The following is a 25,196-nucleotide window of genomic DNA, read 5'->3' as shown; positions in this document are numbered from 1 at the left end:
AAGAAGAAGGTGAAAATACATTGAAATTAAGTATATTAGATCAAGTACCCATGTCACGTGGAGAAACGCCAGGGGATGCATTGGCGCATACGATAGAACTCGTTCAATTTGCAGAAAAATTAAATTATGATCGTTATTTTGTTGCTGAACATCATAATACGACAGGATTAATTAGTCATTCACCAGAAATTGTTATGACAAGATTATTATCAGTAACGTCATCCATTAATATTGGTTCTGCGGGTATTCTTTTACCTCAATATAGCCCCTATAAGGTTGCGGAAAATGCAAACTTATTAGAAGCGTTGTTTCCTGGTCGTGTGACGATTGGCTTAGGAAATTCTCCAGGTGGAAGTGAAATGACCAGAAAAGCATTAACAGATGGTGGCGCAAGTAAGGTGAGAGATTATGATAGAATGCTAGAAGAGTTTTTAGGTTTCATGCGTAACACTTTGCCTTTAGAGCATCAATATAGAGGTGTTAAAGCTGGACCTAGGATTGAAAATCATCCAGAAATTTTTACGTTAGGGTTGACTGATAATGGTGCTAAAAGGGCTGCAAAATTAGGGATAGGTTTTGTATTCGGTAATTTTATCAGTGATAAGTTTCGAGACAGTGCTATAAAAATTTATCAACAGGGGTTTATTCCTAATGCATTTATGAAACACGCATATACGATATTTTGTTCATTTATCATTGTTGTGAAAGATGATGCAGAAAAAGAGATGCAAAGACGTATATTAGATCATTGGTTATTAAATGTTACTAAAGGAAGGGATACTGTTATTCCTTCAATTGAACAGGTTAATAAAAATAAATATAGTGAAGAGGATTTACGTATCATTGAGAAGAACAGAGGACGTTATTTTATTGGAATAAAAGAAGATGTTAAATATGAAATTAAAAAATTATATGAAACGTATCGATTTGATGAACTGATGGTAATCAACAATACGTTTGACTTTACATTAAAAATAGAAAGTTTTAAAGTGATTAAAGAAATAATAGATGAAATTAATAGTGAGAAATAATGAATATAAAAATAAAAAAACATCAAGCTTTCGCTTGATGTTTTGATTTTACCAAAGTTTTCCTTCGCCCATACCTTTAGCACCAGGAGGTGGATCCATAAACATTTGTCCGATAGGTACTGTATACGCTACTAAAATTAATGCAATCGTAACGATAATTAAGAATTTCCAGTTTTCAACGAATTTATAAGCAGGTGCTGCTTCATCCATTGCTTCAGAAACTGGGAATGCTTCATATCCTTTAGGAGCAAAGAATGCTAACTGAATGAACACGATAACTACTAAGATGATAGAGATAAATAAAATTGTACCTCCAACTGCTTGCATTACCTGGTAAGGAATCCACTCAGCTGCAATTTTTGAACCACCATATTCAGAATAAGTAGAACGACGTGGCGCCCCAAATAATCCGATGTAGTGCATTGCGCCAGACATGATTGACATACCAATTGCCCACATAACACCTTGAATAATTGCTAATCTATTGATTGCTTTTGTCATTACACGCCCAGTAGCATGTGGAATTAACCAGTACATTGTACCAAAGAACGTTAAGATAACTGCTGTTGCTACTGTTAAATGGAAGTGACCTGTAATCCAGATAGTATTATGTACGACTTGGTCCATTTGAGCTGAAGCGTTAACTAAACCACCAGCTCCACCAGGAATAAATGCTGCCATTCCGATGAATGGTAATACGAAACGTGCATCATTCCAAGGTAATGTTTTAATCCATCCAAATAATCCTTTAGCACCAACTTTTCTTCCATACGCTTCAAATGTTGCAAATAAACTAAATGCAGTCATTAATGAAGGAATAACGACCATGAATGTTAATACAACTTGTACATATTTCCATGTTACATCAATACCAGGCTCAGTTAACTGATGGTGAATACCAACTGGAATTGAGAAGAATAAGAATAACATAAAACTCATACGTGCTAAGTTATCACTAAATGCTTTAGCACCGATAATTTTTGGAACGACTGCATACCAAGACATATATGCTGGTAATAACCAGAAATAAACTAAAGCATGTCCAAAGTACCAGAATAGCGTACGGCTAAGTGAAACATCGATACGTTCAACTATACCTAATGACCAAGGAATCATTTGTAATAAAACTGTTGCTGCAACACCGATAGAACATACGATCCACATTACATTATTGATTGTTGCCATATAAGCTAATAAAGGAGATTTTAATCCTTTATGTTCTTTTCTCCATTGTGCATAGCGCATGATTTGTCCAGCTGCAGAAATCCAAGAACCAACAACGACTAATGCCATACCAACATAGAAGATTACATGTGCTTTCAGAGGAGCATAGAATGTATATAAGACTGTAGCTTTATTAAGTAATACCATCGTTGCTGCCATTGCAGTACCGATTAACATTACCCAGAATCCTAACCAAACTAATTTTCTTTGTAATGGTGAAAGTTTACCGCAAGTACGGATTACTGCAGCTGTCTGGAATCCCATAATAAAGAATGTTGTTAATACTAAAGCTAAAATAATACCATGAACAGTTAAGATTTGATAATAACCGATTCCTGCAGGTAATTTTAATTGACCAGAACGCACTAATGTTTGTAGTAGACCTGCTAATCCACCGATGATTAAACACACAATTGCTACATACATATGCGCCATAATTAATTTACCATCTTTACGGTCCATTTCTACACGTTCTGCCATTTCTTCGGCATGATGGTTTCTATAAGTAGAGCGATCGTCAAATACGCCGCTATCTAATTTGAATGCGTTCATTTCTTATCTACCACCTTAATGTTTGACTTCATGTCTGCATGACCAGTACCACAGTATTCGTTACACAATAATAGGTATTCACCTTTTTTATCAAATGTTTTTACGAATGTTGAGATGTGTCCTGGCTCTATCATCATGTTAACGTTTGTTTGAGCAATTTCGAAGCCGTGAACAACATCGCGACTTGTTGCGATAATTTTTACTTTCGCACCTTTTGGAATTTCAACTTCACCTGGATTGTAGTTAAATGCAGAAACTACAAATACTAATTCGTAATCCCAATCTTTACCTTCAACTTTATGTAATCCTGGTTTGCTGAATACTTCATGTTTATCAATTAATTCTGGATCGACAAATTCTCGTCCACTGGCGATTGGCTCATGACCGCTATGTATTGCAGAAACAAAAATAATACCTAAGAATAAAACAAGTGATCCCATACCTAATCCCAGCCAAATTTTCTCTAACTTATGCAAAATATTCCCCTCCTATACGCGTTCTAAAAATAATATAAAAATTGCAAACCATGTTACGATAAACACTGCGCCTAAAAATAATACTGACGCCATTGTGCCTCTTAAATCTAAATCGTGATGAACTTCTTCATTAACCTGAATCGGATCATGTGATTGATTTAAATTTTTATCCTCTGCCATAATGAACACCCTTTCTTAATAGCTTTTCTTTCTTTATAATAATAGAGTACAAAGTTTATTAATGTGATAAATATCACACTTTTTTTATTTTCGTTAAAAATTTCACAAATAAATATATATAAATGAGGTATGTTATGAAACATCATGAACAAATCAAGCAATTATATCAATTAAAAAAAGAAGTAGAGAAGTCAAACAATGTGATTTTGGTGGAACAAATCAATGAAATTATTAAAAAAGTGCATCAGGATCAAGTTGTTATCAGCTTTATTGGTCACTTTTCTTCAGGGAAATCATCTTTAATAAATCATATATTCAATGAGAATATTTTACCGAGTTCACCAGTTCCTACTACAAGTAATACGGCTCAAATTATTATCAGTGACACTGAAAATGTACGCATCAATCTTGATAATCATACATATAGTGATTTAAATCAATATGAAGATATAAAAAGAGTAAATACACTTAACCATAAAATAGAATCAGTTGAAATCAAAAAATCGTCTCATCTATTTGATAATGGTACCGTCATTCAGGATACTCCAGGCATTGATGCAACATTTAAAAATCATGAAGCAAGTACAATGAAATTTTTACTTATTAGTGACGTGGTTTTTTATACGGTTGAGTATAATCATGTAAATTCAGAAAAAAACTTTGATCAAATTAGAGCATTAAATCAATTAAACGTCCCAGTCGTGTTGATAATCAATCAGATTGATAAACATCATGAAGAAGAAATATCATTTGAGGATTTTAAAACTGCTATAAATGATAATATTGAACGTTGGCATCTTAAGATTGAGCATATTTTATATACATCAATTTATGACAGTGTTAATAATGAAATTGATAATGTGATTCCATTAATGGAGCACTTTGCGCACAATGCAGAAACAAACAAAGCGTATTATTTTGAACGCATGATAGCTTATATTGAATCGACACAAATACATTATCTGAATAAAATTAAAACAAATTTACTGGCTACAATAAACGTTGAAGAAGACGAAGTAGATATGGCATATCAAAAAGCAAGTGCAAATGTAGCGATGAACGCTGAACAAGCTATATTAGCAGATGCAAATAACGCACAGTTATTGTTAAATGGTGTGAAAGATATTATAAAAAATGCTTATTTAATGCCTTATGAAATGCGCGAGAAAAATCGTGAGATGCTCGAAACATTTGCAGATAACTATAAAGTACCAGGACTTTTTGGTAAAAAAGCAAAAGTACTAGCGATTCAGGATGAAAAAGTGGCAACAGTTGTTACATCACTGAATGCGTTAATTGAGAAACAAATTACATTTCAGCTTAAAGAATATTATGGTCAATTCTCAAAATACTTAAGTAATCCAAATATAATTAATGAACTTGTTTTTAATATTTCACAAGATGATGTTAAGCAGTTAATTAAGCAACAAACATCTATCACAAATGATTATGTTTTAATTTATTCAGATGAATTAAAATTATTCATTGAACGTATGATCGTTAATCAGCAAAAGAATTGGCATGAGCTGTTCATAAAAAATATAAATATGTCTATTTTAAATACAAATGATGAAAATAGTAAGGAAACTGTGAAGTTTGATGAATATTTTGAGAATGAATCATTAATAAAGTCAATCACTACTAAAAACTATCTACACTACTATATTCATGTTGATGAATCGGTGGATAAATTAATTGATAGAAATTATGTAACATTTGAAATGCTTGAAGAAAAACCTACAGAAATTTCAAAAATTATTAAAGAAACAACTTTTGCAAATGAGAATCTGAATCTAAGTAAATCAATTCTGCAACATTTGTCTGATGTTATGTACTTCAAGACTGATATAGAGAAAGTAAATGCTCAAATTGAACGATTGAATAAGAATATAACTAAAATTGTTGTATTTGGTGCTTTTAGTGCAGGTAAAAGTGCGATGATTAATGCACTTTTAAAAGAAGAAATATTGATTTCTTCACCGAATCCAACGACAGCTTCAATAACTGAGATTCAATATGGTGATAAGAATTATGTCACATTTAAGTTGGAAAAAGACATATTGAAATCATTAAATGACATGATGTTAACTTCAACAATTGAAATACCTACAATTAGTCAATGGATTAAACGATTTAAAGGAAAACTTAATCAGTTAAATGCACAGAACAGAAATTTTGCAGAAGCGATTATTCAAAATTATGATCTATATGCACAGTATTTAGAGAATCATGCAACAATTGAAGTGAATGATGACGAAATAACACAGTATACTGCTGTTGATGCACATGCAGCTTTTGTACAGAAGATTACTCTCGGCATCCAAAATGATTTTCTAAAAGATAAGATTATTATTGATTCACCAGGCACAGGTAGTACGAACAGCCGACATACAAAAGAAACAACTGAAATAATTACTGATAGCGATTTATTAATCTATGTGTCATATTACAATCATGTTTATACTGAAAAAGACAAAGCATTCCTTTCTTATTTAAATGAAGTAGAAATTATAAACGAAGATAGTCAGAATTTCTTTGTTATTAATGCAGTAGATTTAGCAAAAGATGAACAGGAGTTAAATTCTGTGATAGATTATTTAGCAGGAGAACTACAAACTTTAAACATTGATGATCCTATTTATCCGGTTTCAAGTCGAAATGCATTAAAAAGTTACGATGATAATTTTACTGAATTTAAAACAGCAATTGAAAGCTTTGTGACAACAACAAGTAAACAACAGAAAATTAAACAAATTAATCACCAGACATCTGTTTTATACGAAAAAGCAAAAGCACTTGTAAGTAATTTTGATCAGTACGAAAATCAAATACAAATTAGAAATCAGTATTACACAGAGTGGTTAGCCAATGGTCCAATCGATTTAAATGTAAAAGATAATGTAATACGATCGGTAAAAGATATATTGACTGAACAAACAACATATCTTAAAGACAAGATGAAAATACAGCTGTATGACGTCTTAAAAGAACAAATCAATACTTCTTCGGATTTGTCTAAAGTACAACAGAGCTATTTACATGCTGTTCAGCAAAAGTTAAATGAAGACTTATATTTGATTATGCCAAGATTAAATAAAAGTGCGCAGTCGTTCTTTAGTCAAGGTATTCAAGTGCTTACTAATCAATTAGAACAACAAGAGATTTATGAAGATTTACAATATAAAGAACAATTACTAAATCCTAATGACGTAAGTATTAGTAAGCTCACTGATGAAATTCATACAATAAATTTAGGTAATATTAAGCAGAAGCAGTTGATGAATCAGACACTGAAAACTGAACTGTACGATGAAATACACCAAAAAACGATACAAATGCTAATTAAATTAATTGATATGTATGAAAATGAAATCTTGAAGCTTATTGACGACAATGCAATAAAATTGTCTAATTATATTGAAGAAAAAAATAAAATGATGCATCAAACAATGCGCGAAAAAATGCAACAAAAAATTGACCATACTTTAAAAGAAGAAGTTTCAAAAGCAATTCAAAAAATAGAGGTGTAGTCATGAGAATATGGATAACAGAACAACAAGCTTATAAACTGGTACAAAATAATGATGCAATACTTTTTGATTGTCGAGGTATAATGGACAATTTAGAACAAAGTATTCAAAACTATCACGAAGAAAGAATTGAAGGAGCAGCGTATATTCATTCATTCTTAATGGGTAACAATCCAATATCAGGTGGACGACATCCATTACCTGATTTAAATGATTTCATTGATATTGTGGAAGCATTTGCTCAAGGAAAGACGATAATAGGCTATGATAATCGTAATAGTTTTTATGGCACTCGCTTTGTATTTCTGTGTCATCTTGTAGGTATTGAATGTCTTCTTATTCAGGAAGGTTATGAAGATTTGAAACTGTTTAAGAAATCGACAAAAGATCCAATAGAAGGAAAACAGCATGCTTTATTAAAATTATATAAATGCACCGACAAAGAGTATGAAATGGCGGTGGAAAAATATAAAGAATTAGTAAATAGAGATTTAAACAAAAATTTTAATAAAGATATCATCACTTTCTGTAACAATATCCAAAGCTTAATTAAGGCTCCTCAACATGATGTCGTACTTATTGATGCACGTGCTCATGAACGCTATGTTGGCGAAGTTGAACCGATGGATAAAATTGCGGGCCATATTCCGACAGCAATCAATATTCCTTTTAGTGAAGTGTATGCAAATGGAGTCCCGAAAAATAGTGAGGCACTACGAAATGTATTTAGAAATGTTTTAGAGAAAGAAAGCATTATTTATTGTGGTTCAGGTTTAAGCGCTACACCTTTATATGTCGCTCTCAAGACATTAGACCAAAATGTAAAAGTATATGTAGGTAGTTATTCCGAGTGGGTGTCAAAATATCCAAATCAAATAGAAACTGGAGAACAAAAATGAACAATTTATTAATTGTTGATGGAATGGCATTGCTCTTTCGTCACTTCTTTGCTACAAGTCTACACAAAAACTATATGAAAAATTCAGAAGGTGTTCCTACAAATGGTGTTCAAGGATTTGTAAGACATGTTGTAAGTGCGATTCATGACACCGATGCCCATCATGTAATAGTCTGTTGGGATATGGGGGCTAAAACATTTAGAAACGAAATCGACCCTAACTACAAAGCTCATCGTCCAGCACCACAAGACGAGTTGATTCCTCAATTTGATATGGTGCAGGAAATCTCAAGACAACTTGGATTTCATAATATTGGCATACAAAATTTCGAGGCTGACGATGTTATCGGGACGTTAGCACATACGTTAGATGGCACATATGATATAAAAGTAATTAGTGGCGATCGTGATTTGCTGCAAATACTGGATGAGCATATTGAAGTATGGTTAATAAAAAAAGGCTTCAATATTTACAATAAATATGATAAGACTCGATTTATCGAAGAATATCAAATTCAGCCAAAGCAATTAATTGATGTAAAAGCATTTATGGGTGATACTGCTGATGGATATCCTGGTGTAAAGGGTATTGGTGAAAAAACAGCATTTAAATTAATTCAGACATATGGAAGTGTTGAATGTGTACTTGAACATATTGAAGAACTTCCGAAAGGACAGCAAAATAAAATCAATGGAGCAGCAGATGCTTTAAAGCTTTCTCATCAACTTGCAGCAATCCATACAGAAGTACCACTAAAGTTAGATGAAATTATCAGTGAAATGCCATATTCAGTTGATTTGCAATCAATGATCGATATATGTAATCAATACGAACTAAAGGTTGCCAAAAATTTTATAGCGAAATTGTAATGACAAGCCCTTTATGCAAAAATGTAATGCATAGAGGGTTTTGTTATTTGTGACAATTGAAGACATATTACAAATTTACCATCTGCATTAGCTCCAGGAGGTTCAGTAGTATTTGATGTGCAGAATTCTTTTAAAGTACCATCTGATAAAGGTCAAAATATCAAATTCGTTGAAGTCGAAAATACTGTAACTACACCAACAACTGAACAACCAACTACTGAAAGACCAACGACAAAACCTTGTCCAAATGGTCGAATCTGGTGTCCAGGTAATTATTAATCAATGAAATTTTATGAAGAAAGAGGATTAGACAGTGTCTAATCCTCTTTTGAATAGTTGAAAGGCAAAACGAGCTATTCTGCGTTTTTGGTTTACACCCATCGAAAGTTAAATGATCACAAATTGAGTTCCGTAATCTTCGTATACGTAAGACGTAAATGTTAAGTAAAACGAAAAGCGGCTCCATTCGATGACTAAATAGTACTTTCTACCAGAAATAGATTAATTGAATATGATTAAACTTATTATATGATATCAAAATTAGATAATTATATTTGATTATTCAACGCAACTTCTATTGTATACTCATTATTAAAACGATCGATTAACATTGATTTATTGTTAGCAGAGGATTCTAATTGCTCTATGTAGCTACGAACGTAGAGCTCATCGACAATACCTTCTTCAACGATTCCAACACCAGCGACTGCTTTAATTCGCTCCTGTCCATATCCAAATGAAATGTTATCTTCAAGCATGTTGACGATGTTTCTTTCGATTTTAAGAGACTCCAGGAGTTCTGATGGCGTGTATAATTTATCTTCAAATTCAATCTGAGCATTACAGTTCGCTCTATGTACGGCTGTTTTTAAATTGGAGATATCAGACTTTAAACTCTCAATTAAGCCTATTGTTTCATGGACCGACGCATTCTTTTCTTCTGTAACAATACTTTTATTATTTAATGCGATCGGAACGCGAAACTCTGTTCTGAATTTTTCTGTTGCATTATCAAGTTGAGCACGTAATTTACTTGAGATGAATATTGCTTGCTGGATAGTTAAAGCAGTCATAAGAAAAGCCTCCATTTTTTAGTAGTGGAAATATTATATAATATCCATTTGGAATAATAAAGCAATATCCTTATAAATGTTATTGATTTAAAAGTTTTTGAAATAACTTAAATTTATTTAATATTCTTTATTTTATCAGTCAAATGATATAAAATGACTGATAAAGAGGTGTATATATGGTTGGATATAACTCGAATATTGTGAATTTAATGACTAAAATTCATGAGTTCAAAGGTAAACAAATTATTTATTTACAATATAATACTGCCACATTGGAGAAACTTAAATTTTCAGGCATATATCACAATGTGAAATATGGTTGTGCTTTATCAGGATATTCTGTATCTGATACAAAGTTATTACAGATACTACAGTTTAAAAAATCATTTAATAATGAAATAGAAGCGCAGATATGTGGATTTAGAGATGCATTGTTATATATTGTAGAGGATTATGAATTTATTGACATCAATTATGAATCAATTTGTGCGATGTATTTAGAGATGTCAATGGGAGATGAAGAATCGATATCAAAATCTTCTGAAACACAAAGAGAGACTATCGAGCAATTATGTTTACATTATAATAATGTAATAGATCTGCCACATACAAATATACTAATCGAGATATTTCAATTTGTGTTTGAATTTATTCAGTCTAATCTGTTTGCTAATAAAACGCTTTTATTTTCCCGATTATTATTGAATTTGTTATTATATAAATCAAATATTTTAGTTACTCAGTATCAAAGTATCGATAAACTGATTTATGAAGATATCGTAGGTAATAATAAAAAATTAAAGAAAAAGAATGTTGATTATTTTCCTTTTGAAGATATACAGGATTTTATGAATTATTATTTTTATAAAATACTGGCGTCCTATGAATCATTGGACTTTAATTTCCAGTTAATGTTAGATGAGAAAATAACGCCGCAGTATAGAGTACTTAATGTTTTAAATAGATCCTTTGAACCGATTGCGCGTAAAGATCTAGAGATTATGCTCGCAGATATTAGTCGTAAAACAATTGAACGGGCATTAGTACAACTTCAAAAAGAAGACTTTATTGTTAAAGTTGGACAAGGAAAATCTACACAATATAAATTGAAATAATGATTGTTTCACGTGAATAAGGATGAGTTTATGAAAGTATTTGCAGTGGATATGGATGGCACGTTTCTAGATAGTGATAATAATTATGATAAGAAATTTTTCGAAAGATTAAATACAGAATATAAAGATGAATTTAAGTTGTTAGTAGCAAGTAGCAATACTATTTCTCATCTCAAAACATTCTTTAGACAAAAAGATATATACTATATTGGCTCTAATGGTGCAGTCATTGCGTTTGATGATAAAATTATAGATACGCAATTTCTCGATAACACTGATATTTATCGGATTTTAAAGTATTTAAATTATAATAATATTTATTCTTATGTAACAAGTACGTTAGAAAAATCTTATGTAAACAAATTAGCTGGCGAACAATTTATCAGTCGAATGCAGAATTATTATAACGATTTAATTATAAATAATTTGAATGAAATGAATGAAATGAATGATATTACTAAAATCACAATTGAAATAAAAGGTGATATGAAAGAGTTGATTGCTCAGTTAAATGCTTTATGCCAGTCAAGCATTGCAGTCTATAGTGGTTTTAATTGTATCGACATCATTCATAAAGGTACAAATAAAGCTGTCGCAATTAAAAAGGTGTTGAATATATTGGTTGCAAATATGCAAGATTTATATGTCTTTGGTGATAGTGATAATGATATTGAAATGCTAAAACTTACAAAAAATTCTTTTGCAATGGCAAACGGAAATGACAAAGTTAAATCAATCGCAAAGTATGAAATACCGAGTAATGACGAAAATGGTGTGTTAATTACAATGGAGAAAATATTAAAAGAAGAACTTTGAGCAAAATTATAAATATTGCTGCAAAGTTCTTCTTGCTATAGCATCTGCATGTTTATTCTGATGTCTAGGTATCCAGTTAATAATTATTAAATCAAAGTTTGGTTGCAACTGAAGATACTCCTGTAAATAAGGTTTAAACAGAGGTTGCTTCACGTAATTTTTATCAATAGAATCTACAACAATTTTGGCGTCACTTTTTATCAGTAAAGTTTTACAATCATTGGTTAAAGCAAGCTTCATGCCGATAATTAGACTTTGCCATTCGGCTATATGATTATCTACATCACCTAAATATTCTCCATATTCAATCGTCTTATCATCAAGTTTGAGAACAATACCACATGCGCTATGAAGTGGATTCTGCTTTGTTGATGCATCAATAAATATTTGAGCCATATTTATACCTCATGTTCCTATTTTTTTATTAAATCTCGCAAAACGATTATAAGTTATCTGTTTTATGATAACTTTTTGCCCAGTAACCGAAAGGAATGTTTAAAATTGTTGAAGCTAATTTAAATAAATAAGTCGTTATAAAGATTTCAATAACAATATTATTAGGCATTAAACCGGTAAATGCAATTAAAGAAAATAATGCAGTATCTACAATTGAACTGAATATTGTACTTCCATATGCACGTACAATAAATGTTTTCTCTGATGAAAAATATTTTTTGATTAAATTAAATAAGTAAACATCTACATATTGTCCGATAATATATGCAATGATTGATCCTAATACGATTCTAGGTACGACACCAAATAACGTCTGCATGCTTTTTTGTGCGATATCTGTCTCTGTAGGTGTAAATTGTAAGGATATCGTCATTAATATCGTCAAGATAATAGCTGATGCAAATCCTAACCATACCGCTTTTTTTGCTACTTTACGGCCATATCTGTCATTTAAAATATCTGTTGCTAAATAGATTGACGCAAATAGGACATTCCCTAAAGTTGCAGTAATACCAAATAACTCAACAGACTTTGTTACTTGAATATTTGCAATCACTGTACCGATTGCTACCCATACAAATAACCCTTCCTTTCCAAAAAAACGGTACATGAGTACCATACATAAAAACGTTAACAAAAAGGCAGCTGCTGCCCATAACTCATTACTCATAGCAAACCTCTTTCTATAAAAATTCAACTTATGTATTATAGAGTGTATCTGTGGAATTTGCAAGTTATCAATTAGGAAACAAATGAGCATCAATTTTTTTGCAGTTTTGATATACTATTTTTTGAGGTGAGATAATGAACCTGCAACAAAAAGTGACTTTAAAACAAATCGATACTTTAACGGATCATTATTGTGAAGGATGTAAGCTTAAATCATACCACCGCAAAGCGTATGGCAAAACTTACGCACATCACTATTGTATAAAGAAATGTTCTGTAGGTATTGAAATAAAACAACTCGGCAATATATTGCAGTAAGGAGCTATTATGAGAATCATAAAAATCGAACCAACACCAAGTCCTAACACATTAAAGATAACACTTGATTATAAAAAAGAAGATATGAAAAGCAATACATATTCAACAATACATGAAACTAATCCCGCATTTATCAATGCATTACTTCAAATAGAAGATGTAAAATCAGTTTTTCATGTTATGGATTTTATTTCTGTTGATAAAACGCCGAAGTCGGATTGGGAAGTGGTACTACCACAAATTAAATCTGTTTTTGAAGAAGAGATTGATGTTCAGCAAGAAATAACAGTGGATAATGGTGAAAAGAAAGTTGAAGTACTAGAATTTAAAAGCATTCCTTATCAAATAAAAGTTACAGATAAAGATGGAGAATCACGTAAACAACTGGATGTAAGATTTATCGATGCGATGCTAGCTGCACAAAATGATGATGATAATGTTATTTTACTCCGTAAATGGATTGATTACGGTGTAAGATATGGTGAGAAAGATGAAATCATCCAATCTATTAAAGAAGAAATTGATGCTAAATTTCCTAATGATGTTCTGACAGAATATATTGCAAAAGGTAAAGCAAATCAGTATATAGATACATCCAAGAAATTAGAAAAAATTACTTTGGATGAATATAATACGATTGAAGATTGGCAGGAGCGTTATCGAAAGATAGATCATTATCCGAATCCAGACTTATCTGATCTGCCATTTTTTGAAGCTGTGCTACTAGATGACAAGCCTCAGATTAGGCGTCTTGCTGTCGTATTTTTAGGTATGATAGAAGATAGAAAAGTATTACCTGCTTTGCATAAAGCAATGAATGATAATAATTTAACTGTGCGTCGTACAGCTGGAGATACACTTAGTGATCTTGGGTTTAAAGAAAGTTTACCAATAATGCATGCAGCATTAAATGATAAACATCCAATTGTCAGATGGCGTGCAGCGATGTTTATCTTTGACGAAGGTGATGAAAGTAGTTTAACTTATTTAGAGCAACATTTAGAAGATTCTGCATTTGATGTCAAACTTCAAGTACAGATGGCTTACGAACGAATTAAAAATGGTGAAGCAGCTGTTGGTTCCGTTTGGAAACAAATTGCTAACCGTAACAAAGGAGAATAATGAAATGAATGCTTATGAAGATTATATGAAATCACTTGCGAATGGAATGAGAAGTGAATTAACGAATCATGGTTTTGAATCTTTAGAAACAAGTGAAGCGGTTGAAGGTTATTTTAATCAAGTGAAAGAAGATGAAACAACTTTTGTTGTTATTAATTCGGTATGTGGATGTGCAGCAGGATTAGCACGCCCGGCAGCTGTTACAGTAGCTACACAAAATGACAAGAAACCTGATCACTTAGTTACAGTATTTGCAGGTCAGGACCGTGAAGCGACAGATAAAATGCGTGAATACGTAGCACAAGCACCGTCAAGTCCTTCTATGGCATTATTTAAAGGACAATCATTAGTTGGTTTTATTCCCAGAGAACATATCGAAGGACGACCGGTAGAAGAAATTTGTATGGATATTAAAGAATATTTTGATGACCACTGCTAAAATTAAACTGCGTATTACAACATGCGTTAAACCGAATCGTTTAATATTGAATTATTTGAAATGTATTGTAACTGATGTTAAGACATATTCAGATGTAAACTATGAAGTTATTGAAAGAAAGAAGCTAACCATTAAAAATTTATTTGAAGAAGATACAACACCTGTAATGGTAATTCAACAAACAGGCGTTGTATTATATACTTCTGATGAAAATAAGATTTTTTATCATGAAAATACCACACGCGTTAAGTATAAAGCTTATGTTACCGGCAATCATGTACCTCCTCTTATTGAACTTATTCAGGATGATTCTATCAATACTGACATCATCATCGATGCCACAACTGGAATGGCAAATGATTTAATCTTAATGGCTCTAACGATGGAAAACAGCATATTTTATGCATTTGAAGACAATTTCTATATTCATTTTGCAATAAAATGGGGCGTGCATTTCTATTTCAATGTTTTAGAGAAAAACAAACTAGATATATCGCGCATACATTTTATTTATGGCAGTGTTGTAAATCATATCGGTATACTGAATCAGGCACATGTTATCTATTTAGATCCAATGTATGAAGAAACTGTTGTGACGTCTAACATTGCTTCTTTAGTTAAAGTCGTGACCTATGATATTGAAAGTGATCGTAAGCTATTAAATACGATATTTGAGCATTTCAGAGGGAAAGTTATACTGCGCGCGCATTTTAAATCCAGTTTAATTCGTGATTATCAGTTTACTATGAATGTTAGAAAACAAACGAAGACACATTATGGTTATCGATATATATAAATCATTGCACAATAAAAAGGCTTCGTAAATTCGAAGCCTTTTTATGATGTATCAATTATTCAGTTATACACATGCTGATCATATAGCATAATAATAAAAATAAACCTGAAACGACCATCATATCTGCGCCCATATATTTCACCCCTAGAATTTAAATCTCTAATATCTAATTCTTTAATTAATTGGTATATAAATGTATTATAAAGTATATAAGAAAAAATAGAAAGAGGTGACTTGATGAATTCATTCGATCAAGCTTATCACGATTTGTGTAGAAGAGTTTTAGAGACTGGTAAAAATAAAGATGATCGTACAAACACGGGAACGCTTTCTGTCTTCGGTCATCAGATGCGCTTTGATTTATCAAAAGGATTTCCTTTGTTAACAACAAAAAAAGTTTCTTTTAAGCTTATCGCAACGGAGCTTATATGGTTTATGAGAGGTGATACAAATATCAAGTATCTACTGGAATATAACAATAACATATGGAATGAATGGGCATTCTTAAAATGGATTGAAAGCGACGATTATAATGGTCCGGACATGACGAACTTCGGACATCGTGCACTTGTTGATGAAAATTTTAATGAAGCATATAAAAAACAACTTAAAATTTTTAAAGATAAAATTTTAAATGATAATGCTTTTAGTAAAAAATATGGAGATTTAGGCAATGTTTACGGTAAGCAGTGGCGTAATTTCGAAACGAAGAATGGTTCGACTGACCAGCTTATGGAAGTAATTGAAGGAATAAAAAATAATCCAACGAGTAGACGCCATATTATCTCTGCCTGGAATCCAGGAGAGATAGACACGATGGCGTTACCCCCATGTCATACGATGTTTCAGTTCTATGTTCAAGATAATAAATTATCATGTCAGTTATATCAACGAAGTGCAGACATATTCTTAGGTGTGCCTTTCAATATCGCTAGTTATAGTTTATTAACACACCTAATCGCTAAAGAATGCAATCTTGAAGTTGGTGAGTTTGTGCACACATTTGGTGATGCCCATATCTACTCAAATCATATCGATGCTGTAAATGAACAGCTATCAAGAGAGTCTTTTGAACCACCTACATTAAATATTAATACCGATAAGTCAATCTTCGACATTGAATATGAAGATTTAGAAGTAATCAATTATCAAGCACATCCAGCGATAAAAGCACCTATTGCAGTATAAGGAGAATTATTATGTTATCAATTATTGTTTGTCACGATCAAAATAGAGTTATTGGCTTTGAAAATAAAATGCCATGGCATTTGCCGAATGATTTAAAACGCGTAAAAACATTAACAACTGGGAACACGATTGTTATGGGTAGAAAGACTTATGAATCATTAGGTAAAGCTTTACCAAATCGACGCAATGTAGTCATTACGCGTGATGAATCATTTAAACCTAATGATGCAGATGTTATTCATTCACTAGAAGAAATCAAAGCATTAGAAGGTCATGTATATATATTTGGCGGACAAAATTTATATGAACAAACAATCGATATGGTTGAAGATATGTACATTACTGTAATCGAGAATAAACATCCAGGTGATGCTTTTTTTCCGGAATATACTTTCGAGGATTTCACAGTAGAATCGATTGAAGAAGGTATACTCGATGAAAAGAATCTTGTACCGCATCATTTTATGCATTTAGTGAGGAAAGAAAAATGATTAGATTAATAAGAACGATAGGGACAATCATTGGGTATGCAGCTTTAGTCACGCCAAAATTAAACGGTGTAAAAAATTCATTAACCCAATATGATACTGTTGCTGAACAAGATTTAGTAACAAATCAATATCCGAAAAGATGGGCCAGTAAAATATTAAGAACAGCCGGCGTAAAAGTAAATATTCACGGCAATCAAAATTATCCAGAAAATGGTGTGTTATTTATTTCAAACCATGAAGGTAATTTTGATATTCCTGTGCTAATTTATGCCATCAATAAACCATTTGGGTTCGTCTCAAAAGTGGAAGTGAAGAAAATTCCATTTTTACATAAGTGGATGGATTTATTAAATTGTATCTATCTCGATAGGACGGATCGTCGTTCATCAATTCAAATGATTCGAGATGGGGTCGCATCATTAAAAGCAGGACATAGTATTATGATTTTCCCTGAAGGTACGCGTAGTAAGGGGAATGGTATGGCAGAGTTTAAAGCGGGATCATTCAAACTTGCAAAAAGTGCTGGAGTAGCAATCGTTCCTATAGCTATTAAAGGTACTTCTGAACTGATGGAAAAATATAATAGTAAAAGAATTGTACCTGGTCAGGTTGATGTCACGATATTAGATGCAATTGAACCAGAAATATTCGATCGTTATTCTTTACAGGAAGTTGCTAATCTTGTACATGAGCGTATAGAATCAGTAATAAAATAACAACAGATATCGAGGGATAAAATGAGTAAAATAAAATTGATAGTAGATTCAACACATGATTTACCTCAGCAATATTTAGATGACCATGGCATTGTACAGGTGCCTTTAAATATTGTGATGGATGGCAAGACATATTTAGATCAGGAAGAAATTACATCTGAGGAATATTTGAAACAACTCGTTACTTTAAAGGATATTCCTAAAACAAGTCAGCCGCCTACAGGAAAGTTTGCTGAAATTTATGAAAAATATATAGAGGAAGGTTATGAAATATTAAGCCTACATATGACGCATCGATTAAGTGGTACTGTAGGAAGTGCACAAACAGCTGCAGGTATGGTGAATGGTAAAGTGACTGTTGTTGATAGTGGGTTTATTGCGCAATCATATGGATTTATCATTCAAAATGTGGCCGAACTTATCATCAAACATAAATCAATGGATGAAATCGTAGCTGCTATTGATACGATGAAGCATCAATCTCGCTTATTTTTGGTAATTAGTCAACTTGATTACTTAAGAAAAGGCGGACGTATCTCTCGTGGTAAGGGATTTATAGGTGGATTGATGAATTTAAAACCGGTAGCAGAAGTAATTGATGGAGAGATACAAGTGATACAAAATGCCCGCACACAAAATGCAGTCGTAAAATTATTGACGAAAGAAGTTGCAAAAATGGCTGATGACTATAAATATTTACGTATTGGTATTTCACAAGCGGATGCAATGGAACTATTAGAGAAAATTAAAGCTTCTATTGAACAATACACAGACGAGAAAATTTCTGTTAATACTACAACGCCAATTGTATCAACGCATACTGGGCCGGGTGCAATAGGATTGTCGGTATTTGGATATAATGACTAAAGCGATAAAACATCCTGTTTGGTTTATTTTGTTTATTTTATTATTGTGCATAAATATTTATTCAATATTTTGGGCAAGACAAATATTTTCTGAACCTTTTCAAATTAAAGCTATACCTTCATTTGAGATGGGTTCAAAGGATCAGATGATTTTATCGGAAAAAACCATCAAGCATTTTATTACAATGGATGATAAAAATACAAAGATTAAATTAAAAGATCACTTCATTTGGATTGATGCTAAATCAAAATTTATGACTTTAGATGTACAAACTAAAATAAAAACAACGCCAAAAGTTATTGCACCTGGGGTTCTTGCTTTAAATATAGAGCGTATAGACATCGGACGTCTACCTTTATCAAAACAAAAAGCTTTGCGTATTGTTGATAAATATGGTGATTTGCCTAAAGAAGTCACATTGGATGAAGAAAATAAGCGTTTCATCTATACTCTAGGTATACAAGAAGTTGGCGATACAAAAATTTTACTGAAAAAAATTGATAATGAGAAAGCGTGGCACTTCGATTTAAAAATAAAGGAGTGATTGGATGGCATTAGCAACTTTAGCAGGTGGATGCTTTTGGTGTATGGTTAAACCATTTCACCAGTTTAATGGTATCATGTCTGTAGTGAGTGGGTATAGTGGTGGACACGTAGAAAATCCTACTTACGAAGCGGTTTGTACAAATACTACTGGTCACCGTGAAGCAGTTCAAATCTCTTATGATGAAAATATTATAAGTTACCAGGAAATTCTGGATATATACTTTAAAACTTTTGATCCTACTGATAACGAAGGACAATTCTTTGATAGAGGCGAAAGTTATACACCAGCAATTTTTATTCATAACGATGAACAAAAACAAATCGCAGAAACAGTGATTCAAAAGTTAAATGAAGCTAAAATATTTAAAAAACCGGTATCTACACCAATAATACCGTATAAAAATTTTTATCCTGCAGAAGCATATCATCAGGATTATTATAAAAAAGCACCTTCACATTATGCTGCGTACAGTGAGGGTTCTGGACGAAAAGGATTTATTAAATCACACTGGGGTGAACAGGATGCTTAAAAAAGATATCAATGAACTAAATGAAATGGAATATTACGTTACGAAGCAAAATGGTACTGAGCCACCATTTGAAAATGAATACTGGAATCATTTTGAAAAAGGGATATATGTGGATAAAGTGAGCGGAAAACCGCTATTTACTTCAAATGATAAATTTGATTCTTCTTGTGGATGGCCATCTTTTTCAAAAGCAATAAGTGATGAAGAGATTATTGAATTAGTCGATAAGTCTTTCGGAATGACACGAACAGAGGTCAGAACTGAACTTAGTGATATTCATCTTGGTCATGTATTTAACGATGGTCCAAAAGATAAAGGTGGATTAAGATACTGTATTAATTCAGCAAGTATTCAATTTATACCATACGAGAAATTAGAAGCATTAGGTTATTCTGAGTATATAAAAGTATTAGATTAATATTTATTGGGTATGATAAACATAATTAACAAAATAAATTTGTATTGGAGGAATTATTATGTTCAAAAAAATGTTTGGTAAAGGTGAAGAAGCTTCAAAAAAAATTGAAATTAAGGCGCCGATTACAGGTAAGTATGTAGCGATTGAAAATATACCTGATCCTGTGTTTGCACAAAAGATGATGGGTGAAGGTTTTGGTATTGAACCTTCGGAAGGCAAAGTTGTATCCCCAATAGATGGGGAAATCGTCAATGTATTCCCAACAAAACATGCTATTGGTATTAAAGCAAATAATGGTCTGGAAGTACTTATCCATGTTGGTTTAGAAACTGTTGCAATGAACGGAGAAGGATTTGACGCTTTAGTAAGTGCTGGCGATAAAGTAAAAGTTGGTGATGCGTTATTAGATTTTGATATTAATTTAATTCAAGAAAAAGCTTCATCTATTATTTCACCAGTTATCATTACAAATTCTGATGTGATTAATCAATTGGATACATTAAATAGTGATTTATTAGCTCGTGGTGAAACAACTGTTTTATCAGTTGAAGTAAAATAATGAAGCAAAGTTCTTTTTATCATTACGCATTAACTGAACGCGGTGCAAAAAATGAATTTGGTATTTTTGCTGAAGCTGTATTCAATGATTTAATGTTTCCTAAAGAAAATCTTGATTTTGAAAAATTGTCAACATATATAGAAGAATATGGTTCTTCTGATATGTCACTTTCTACATTTGATAAAATGTACGAAGCATATCAGGAATGGTTAAATTTTTAGCATGTATCATTTGATACGTGCTTTATTTTTTGTTTTTTTATATACTATTGAAATAAACTTAAATTAATTGGATGTGAAATATGTTGAACCATGACAAAAATGATTTTGATCAATCAAATGAAGAAAATGACAAAAAGATAAAAAGAAATTACGTGATTTCCCCTTTTAAATTTATAATGATGATTGTGTCGACAATCATCATTACTGCTGCGATTACTGCATTCTCAATCTTAAGTGGCAATGAAAAAATCATTACAGATGATTCTCCGAAACGTAGTGAATTTGTAAAACTTTATCATGTTTATGATACTTTAAACCAGGATTACTATAAAGATGTAAAAAAAGAAGACCTCGTCGATGCAGCTATTAAAGGGATGGTTAGTGGATTAAAAGATCCTTATAGTGAATATATGACAGAAAAAGAACAAAGTGAATTTTCTGAATCGATGCAAGGTGATTTTCAAGGTATTGGAGCAGAAGTTGAACAAAAGGATGGAAAAATCTTAATCTCAAGTCCGATTAAGGGTGCACCAGCATATAAGGCAGGTATTAAACCAAATGATATCATCTTAGCAATTAATGGTAAGACCATTGAAGGATGGAATACACAGCAAGTTGTCAATAAAATACGTGGTAAAAAGGGAACAGATGTCGTTTTAACCATTAAACGTGGGTCACAGGATCCATTTAAAGTAACGATAACACGTGATAAAATCCATATGAACAGTGTTACTTCAAAAATTACAAAAGATAAAACTGCTATTATTACAGTGACAAAATTCCAGGAAAAAACTTCAACAGAATTTCATGATGCGCTGAAAAACATGCATGAAAAAGGTATGAAACGTTTAGTCATTGATTTACGCAATAATCCTGGTGGTTATCTGGATGAAGCTACTAAGATGGCGAATGAGTTTCTTGATAAAGGTGATACCATTTTATATACAGAAAATAAACAAGGTGATAAAAAGAATCTGACAGCGAAAAATCCTGCCAATCCAATCACAAAGGATTTGAAAACAGTGATCCTGCTTAATGAAGGTTCGGCGAGTGCTTCAGAAGTATTTGCTGAAGCAATGCGTGAAAATGATAAATCAGAAATTGTTGGAACGAAATCATTTGGTAAAGGTATCGTTCAGACTGCAACGCCTTATAAAGATAAATCGAGGTTGAAATATACACAAATGAAATGGTTAACGCCTAAAGAGAACTGGATTCATAAAAAAGGAATTGTACCAGATGTTGAAGCAAAATTACCTGCATATACGAATGCGCAAATATTAGATCCAGATACAGTGCTGAGTCTTGGTGAAAAAGGTAATAATATTAAATCTTTAGAGTTAGGACTAAAAGCTCTAGGGTATAATCCTGGTAAAATAGACACTGTATTTGATAGCAAGACTGAACAAGCAATTATTGATTTCCAGACAGACAAAGATTTAACGATCAATGGTCAATTCAGTGGCAAAACAACTGAAAAGTTTACTGAATTATTAATGAAAAAAGTTCAGACTGATGATACACAATTAAAAACAGCAATAAAAGAAGCAAAATCAAAATAATGGAGTGAAAAGAATGAAAATTGCATTTACGGGTGGGGGAACGATTGGTCATGTCGCTGTTAACATGGCTTTAATTCCTAAAGCAGAAGCGCAGAGGATTGAATGTATATATATCGGTTCTAAAAATGGGATAGAAAAAGATGAAATTACAAAACGATTTCCAAACGTTAAATATTATGGCATCTCGAGTGGAAAATTACGCAGATATATCTCTGCTGAAAATCTTAAGGATATCTTTAAAGTTCAAAAAGGCGTATTAGATGCATTGCGTGTTTTAAAAAGAGAAAAACCGGATATAGTATTTTCAAAAGGTGGATTTGTTGCTGTTCCTGTTACAATTGCTGCAAAAATGCTTAATATTAAAACTATTATCCATGAATCTGATGTAACACCAGGACTCGCTAATAAATTAGCATTAAAGTTCGCGAATAGATTCTATACGACATTTGAAGAAACTTTAAAATATGTTCCTAGAGAAAAATCTGATTATGTTGGCGGTATTATTCGCGATGATTTATTTTCTGGAGACGCTTTAAAAGCTTATCAAATCACACAATTTAATCGTGATAAGAAAGTACTTATGATTATGGGTGGTTCACTTGGTTCTAAGATTATTAATCAAGTTGTACGAGATAATTTAGATATTTTATTAAAAAAATATCAAATTATACATCTTGTGGGTCGTGGTAATCTAGATATTTCAATTCAAAAAAATGGTTATTATCAGAGAGAATTTGTCTCTGAAGAGTTAATGCATCTTTACAAAATTACAGATATTATGATTTCACGTGCTGGTTCAAACGCACTTTATGAATTTTTAGCATTAAAGAAACCGATGATATTAATTCCACTCGGTTTAGATCAAAGCCGAGGCGATCAAATTGAAAATGCCAAGATTTTTAAATCTAAAGGTTTTGCAGAAGTTTTACATGAATCTGAATTAAATAGTCAGAATATAATCAATACGATTGAAAAAGTAGAAAAAAATTATTCTGAAATAAAAAATAAAATGCATGCTGAACAGGTTACATATACAGCAGAAACCCTTTTAGAAAAAATTATATTTGATGCCAAGTAGGAGAGATAATATGTCGAGAGCGAGAAGAATTACCTTAATTTTAATATTTAGTTTTATTTTTGGCGTAATAGCTTTTTTCCATGAATCAAGACTAGGTAAATGGATTGATAATGAAGTATATGAATTTATATATTCTTCTGAAAGTTTTATTACAACGTCTATCATGCTCGGATTTACTAAAGTGGGTGAAGTCTGGGCAATGATAGCATTAAGTTTACTAGTAGTTGCATATCTTATGCTGAAAAAATTAAAGATAGAAGCGTTATTTTTTGCACTATCTATGATTCTATCAGGTACATTAAATCCTTTATTAAAGAATATTTTCGATAGAGAACGTCCAACTTTACTTCGTCTAATCGATATTACTGGATTTAGCTTCCCGAGTGGTCATGCAATGGGGTCAACCGCATTTTTTGGAAGCCTCGCATATCTTTTTAGTAAAAGTGATCGTAAGTTAAAACCATATTTGATTGGATTATGTGTGTTTACAATTATCATGATTTCTTCAAGTAGAGTCTATCTAGGTGTTCATTATCCGACAGATATCATTGCCGGAATTGTAGGTGGTATTGTTTGTATTCTTTTATCTCAAACAATTTTGCATAAAGTAATTGACAATCGTTCTCAATAAGGTATAATAGTTATTGAAAATGGTTCTCAATTGAAGAGTTCCCCCTCTAGTAGAACATTTTCAATTAACCCCCCAATATTTTGCCCATACACTCCTGACTTTGCCCAGTCAGGAGTTTTTTGTGTTGATTTTTATTTCTTTGTAAATTTTAATCATAAACATATGAATTTTCTTAATTTCTTGATATGATTTTGCTATATCACAGAAAAAGAAGGTGCCACAGTGACAATTAACGTATTTGAATCTGTCGTGTTAGAGAATGAAAGAATTAAATTAATACCGATGCAAATTGAACATGCGAAAGATCTTCATGAAATCAACCATGAATCAATTTGGAGTTATATGTTATTTAAAGCGACAGATATGGATTTAATGGAACAATGGGTCATTGACGCGGTGCATTTAAGAGAAAAGATGAAATCTATTCCTTTTATCGTCGTAATGAAAGAAACAAATGAAGTAGTTGGTTCTACGCGAATAAAAGAGATAGATTATGATAATGATAGTTGTGAAATTGGAACGACCTGGTTTGGTGTGAAAGCACAAAAAACTTATGTTAATACAGATAGTAAGTTTTTACTATTGGAATTCTGTTTTGAAACATTAAATATGGTACGTGTTCAAATTAGAGCAGATGAGCGCAATGAACGTTCTAATAGAGCGATAGAACGATTAGGTTTTCAAAAAGAAGGTGTTATTCGTAAAGAACGTAATCTAGATGGTGTGAGAAGAAATTTAATTATTTATTCAATCATTGATGATGAATGGCCAGATGTGAAAGAAAATATTAAACAAATTCAGGAGAAATACAACAAGAAATAGCT

Annotated in this window: 30 protein-coding genes; 24 read left to right on the top strand and 6 right to left on the bottom strand. The window is 31.9% G+C overall.

Annotated features, from left to right (window positions below; all coding sequences use genetic code 11):
* The first annotated feature begins 20 nt into the window (after positions 1-20).
* Positions 21-1,031: an MsnO8 family LLM class oxidoreductase gene (locus BHU61_RS04635; protein WP_242444217.1), complete on the top strand. Its 1,011-nt coding sequence runs from the start codon at positions 21-23 to the stop codon at positions 1,029-1,031.
* Between the two features lie 48 nt (positions 1,032-1,079).
* On the opposite strand, the gene BHU61_RS04630 is transcribed toward BHU61_RS04635, so the two are convergent.
* The 3 genes from BHU61_RS04630 to BHU61_RS04620 all read right to left on the bottom strand — a co-directional run bounded on the left by BHU61_RS04630 (position 1,080) and on the right by BHU61_RS04620 (position 3,463).
* Complete coding sequence (locus BHU61_RS04630; protein WP_111715531.1) at positions 1,080-2,735, bottom strand: b(o/a)3-type cytochrome-c oxidase subunit 1; 1,656 nt, start codon at positions 2,733-2,735, stop codon at positions 1,080-1,082.
* 68 nt (positions 2,736-2,803) lie between these two features.
* On the bottom strand, positions 2,804-3,283 hold the full coding sequence (locus BHU61_RS04625; RefSeq protein ID WP_199798205.1) for a cupredoxin domain-containing protein: 480 nt from the start codon (positions 3,281-3,283) through the stop codon (positions 2,804-2,806).
* A 12-nt stretch (positions 3,284-3,295) separates the two neighbouring features.
* On the bottom strand, positions 3,296-3,463 hold the full coding sequence (locus BHU61_RS04620; protein ID WP_242444216.1) for a cytochrome c oxidase subunit 2A: 168 nt from the start codon (positions 3,461-3,463) through the stop codon (positions 3,296-3,298).
* Between the two features lie 134 nt (positions 3,464-3,597).
* Between BHU61_RS04620 and BHU61_RS04615 the strand changes: the two genes are divergently transcribed.
* From BHU61_RS04615 to BHU61_RS13355, 4 genes are all read left to right on the top strand, one after another.
* Positions 3,598-6,993 carry a dynamin family protein gene (locus tag BHU61_RS04615; protein ID WP_170122453.1) on the top strand — a complete coding sequence of 1,132 codons (3,396 nt, stop codon included), beginning with the start codon at positions 3,598-3,600 and terminating at the stop codon, positions 6,991-6,993.
* 2 nt (positions 6,994-6,995) lie between these two features.
* Positions 6,996-7,892 carry a sulfurtransferase gene (locus BHU61_RS04610; protein WP_111714983.1) on the top strand — a complete coding sequence of 299 codons (897 nt, stop codon included), beginning with the start codon at positions 6,996-6,998 and terminating at the stop codon, positions 7,890-7,892.
* Positions 7,889-8,761, top strand: a complete 873-nt coding sequence (locus BHU61_RS04605) for a 5'-3' exonuclease (protein ID WP_111714981.1) — start codon at positions 7,889-7,891, stop codon at positions 8,759-8,761. Before BHU61_RS04610 ends, BHU61_RS04605 begins: the two co-directional genes overlap by 4 nt.
* A 117-nt stretch (positions 8,762-8,878) precedes the next feature.
* Positions 8,879-9,040, top strand: a complete 162-nt coding sequence (locus tag BHU61_RS13355; RefSeq protein WP_170122452.1) for a hypothetical protein — start codon at positions 8,879-8,881, stop codon at positions 9,038-9,040.
* 269 nt (positions 9,041-9,309) lie between these two features.
* On the opposite strand, the gene BHU61_RS04600 is transcribed toward BHU61_RS13355, so the two are convergent.
* Positions 9,310-9,834 carry a hypothetical protein gene (locus tag BHU61_RS04600; protein WP_111714980.1) on the bottom strand — a complete coding sequence of 175 codons (525 nt, stop codon included), beginning with the start codon at positions 9,832-9,834 and terminating at the stop codon, positions 9,310-9,312.
* A gap of 176 nt (positions 9,835-10,010) precedes the next feature.
* Between BHU61_RS04600 and BHU61_RS04595 the strand changes: the two genes are divergently transcribed.
* On the top strand, positions 10,011-10,949 hold the full coding sequence (locus BHU61_RS04595) for a Fic family protein (protein WP_111714978.1): 939 nt from the start codon (positions 10,011-10,013) through the stop codon (positions 10,947-10,949).
* 30 nt (positions 10,950-10,979) lie between these two features.
* Complete coding sequence (locus tag BHU61_RS04590) at positions 10,980-11,765, top strand: HAD family hydrolase (RefSeq protein WP_111714977.1); 786 nt, start codon at positions 10,980-10,982, stop codon at positions 11,763-11,765.
* 6 nt (positions 11,766-11,771) lie between these two features.
* Here BHU61_RS04590 and BHU61_RS04585 read toward each other — a convergent pair whose 3' ends face one another.
* Together BHU61_RS04585 and BHU61_RS04580 are read right to left on the bottom strand one after the other, a co-directional pair.
* Entirely contained in the window at positions 11,772-12,161 is a 390-nt protein-coding gene (locus tag BHU61_RS04585) for a ribonuclease HI family protein (RefSeq protein WP_111714975.1), read from the bottom strand.
* A 46-nt stretch (positions 12,162-12,207) separates the two neighbouring features.
* Entirely contained in the window at positions 12,208-12,891 is a 684-nt protein-coding gene (locus BHU61_RS04580; RefSeq protein ID WP_111714973.1) for a queuosine precursor transporter, read from the bottom strand.
* Between the two features lie 134 nt (positions 12,892-13,025).
* Between BHU61_RS04580 and BHU61_RS04575 the strand changes: the two genes are divergently transcribed.
* The 17 genes from BHU61_RS04575 (at position 13,026) to BHU61_RS04495 (ending at position 25,194) form a co-directional block, all read left to right on the top strand.
* Positions 13,026-13,208: a zinc-finger domain-containing protein gene (locus BHU61_RS04575; protein WP_111714972.1), complete on the top strand. Its 183-nt coding sequence runs from the start codon at positions 13,026-13,028 to the stop codon at positions 13,206-13,208.
* A 9-nt stretch (positions 13,209-13,217) separates the two neighbouring features.
* Positions 13,218-14,330 (top strand): conserved virulence factor C family protein, encoded by a 1,113-nt coding sequence (locus tag BHU61_RS04570; protein WP_111714970.1) that lies wholly within the window; start codon positions 13,218-13,220, stop codon positions 14,328-14,330.
* A 4-nt stretch (positions 14,331-14,334) separates the two neighbouring features.
* Entirely contained in the window at positions 14,335-14,769 is a 435-nt protein-coding gene (locus BHU61_RS04565; protein WP_111714969.1) for a BrxA/BrxB family bacilliredoxin, read from the top strand.
* Positions 14,756-15,565, top strand: coding sequence for a class I SAM-dependent methyltransferase (locus tag BHU61_RS04560; RefSeq protein WP_111714967.1), 810 nt, complete (start codon positions 14,756-14,758; stop codon positions 15,563-15,565). Before BHU61_RS04565 ends, BHU61_RS04560 begins: the two co-directional genes overlap by 14 nt.
* A 234-nt stretch (positions 15,566-15,799) precedes the next feature.
* Positions 15,800-16,753, top strand: a complete 954-nt coding sequence (locus BHU61_RS04555) for a thymidylate synthase (RefSeq protein WP_111714965.1) — start codon at positions 15,800-15,802, stop codon at positions 16,751-16,753.
* Positions 16,754-16,761: 8 nt separating this feature from the next.
* Entirely contained in the window at positions 16,762-17,244 is a 483-nt protein-coding gene (locus BHU61_RS04550; protein WP_111714964.1) for a dihydrofolate reductase, read from the top strand.
* On the top strand, positions 17,241-17,960 hold the full coding sequence (locus BHU61_RS04545; RefSeq protein ID WP_111714962.1) for a lysophospholipid acyltransferase family protein: 720 nt from the start codon (positions 17,241-17,243) through the stop codon (positions 17,958-17,960). Before BHU61_RS04550 ends, BHU61_RS04545 begins: the two co-directional genes overlap by 4 nt.
* A 21-nt stretch (positions 17,961-17,981) precedes the next feature.
* Positions 17,982-18,827 carry a DegV family protein gene (locus BHU61_RS04540; protein ID WP_111714960.1) on the top strand — a complete coding sequence of 282 codons (846 nt, stop codon included), beginning with the start codon at positions 17,982-17,984 and terminating at the stop codon, positions 18,825-18,827.
* Positions 18,820-19,371: a DUF2140 family protein gene (locus tag BHU61_RS04535; protein WP_146608859.1), complete on the top strand. Its 552-nt coding sequence runs from the start codon at positions 18,820-18,822 to the stop codon at positions 19,369-19,371. Before BHU61_RS04540 ends, BHU61_RS04535 begins: the two co-directional genes overlap by 8 nt.
* Positions 19,372-19,375: 4 nt before the next feature.
* On the top strand, positions 19,376-19,903 hold the full coding sequence (gene msrA, locus BHU61_RS04530; RefSeq protein ID WP_111714957.1) for a peptide-methionine (S)-S-oxide reductase MsrA: 528 nt from the start codon (positions 19,376-19,378) through the stop codon (positions 19,901-19,903).
* Positions 19,896-20,321, top strand: a complete 426-nt coding sequence (msrB, locus tag BHU61_RS04525) for a peptide-methionine (R)-S-oxide reductase MsrB (RefSeq protein WP_111714955.1) — start codon at positions 19,896-19,898, stop codon at positions 20,319-20,321. The genes msrA and msrB overlap by 8 nt, the downstream gene beginning before the upstream one ends.
* A 58-nt stretch (positions 20,322-20,379) precedes the next feature.
* Positions 20,380-20,880, top strand: coding sequence for a PTS sugar transporter subunit IIA (locus BHU61_RS04520; protein ID WP_111714954.1), 501 nt, complete (start codon positions 20,380-20,382; stop codon positions 20,878-20,880).
* Positions 20,880-21,101: a YozE family protein gene (locus tag BHU61_RS04515; protein WP_111714952.1), complete on the top strand. Its 222-nt coding sequence runs from the start codon at positions 20,880-20,882 to the stop codon at positions 21,099-21,101. Before BHU61_RS04520 ends, BHU61_RS04515 begins: the two co-directional genes overlap by 1 nt.
* A gap of 80 nt (positions 21,102-21,181) precedes the next feature.
* The gene (locus BHU61_RS04510) at positions 21,182-22,663 is read left to right on the top strand and encodes a S41 family peptidase (RefSeq protein WP_111714950.1); all 1,482 of its coding nucleotides are present in this window, start codon (positions 21,182-21,184) and stop codon (positions 22,661-22,663) included.
* Positions 22,664-22,676: 13 nt separating this feature from the next.
* Positions 22,677-23,741 (top strand): undecaprenyldiphospho-muramoylpentapeptide beta-N-acetylglucosaminyltransferase, encoded by a 1,065-nt coding sequence (locus tag BHU61_RS04505; protein WP_111714949.1) that lies wholly within the window; start codon positions 22,677-22,679, stop codon positions 23,739-23,741.
* Positions 23,742-23,751: 10 nt separating this feature from the next.
* Positions 23,752-24,372 carry a phosphatase PAP2 family protein gene (locus tag BHU61_RS04500; RefSeq protein ID WP_111714947.1) on the top strand — a complete coding sequence of 207 codons (621 nt, stop codon included), beginning with the start codon at positions 23,752-23,754 and terminating at the stop codon, positions 24,370-24,372.
* A gap of 222 nt (positions 24,373-24,594) precedes the next feature.
* Positions 24,595-25,194 (top strand): GNAT family N-acetyltransferase, encoded by a 600-nt coding sequence (locus tag BHU61_RS04495; protein WP_096076500.1) that lies wholly within the window; start codon positions 24,595-24,597, stop codon positions 25,192-25,194.
* Positions 25,195-25,196: the final 2 nt, after the last annotated feature.

Origin of the sequence: Macrococcus epidermidis (genome assembly GCF_003259695.1) — a bacterium.
In the GTDB taxonomy this organism is placed as follows: Bacteria; Bacillota; Bacilli; order Staphylococcales; family Staphylococcaceae; genus Macrococcoides; species Macrococcoides epidermidis.
The sequence above is the reverse complement of the archived record's forward strand: the minus strand, read 5'-3'. Positions and strand labels throughout refer to the sequence as shown.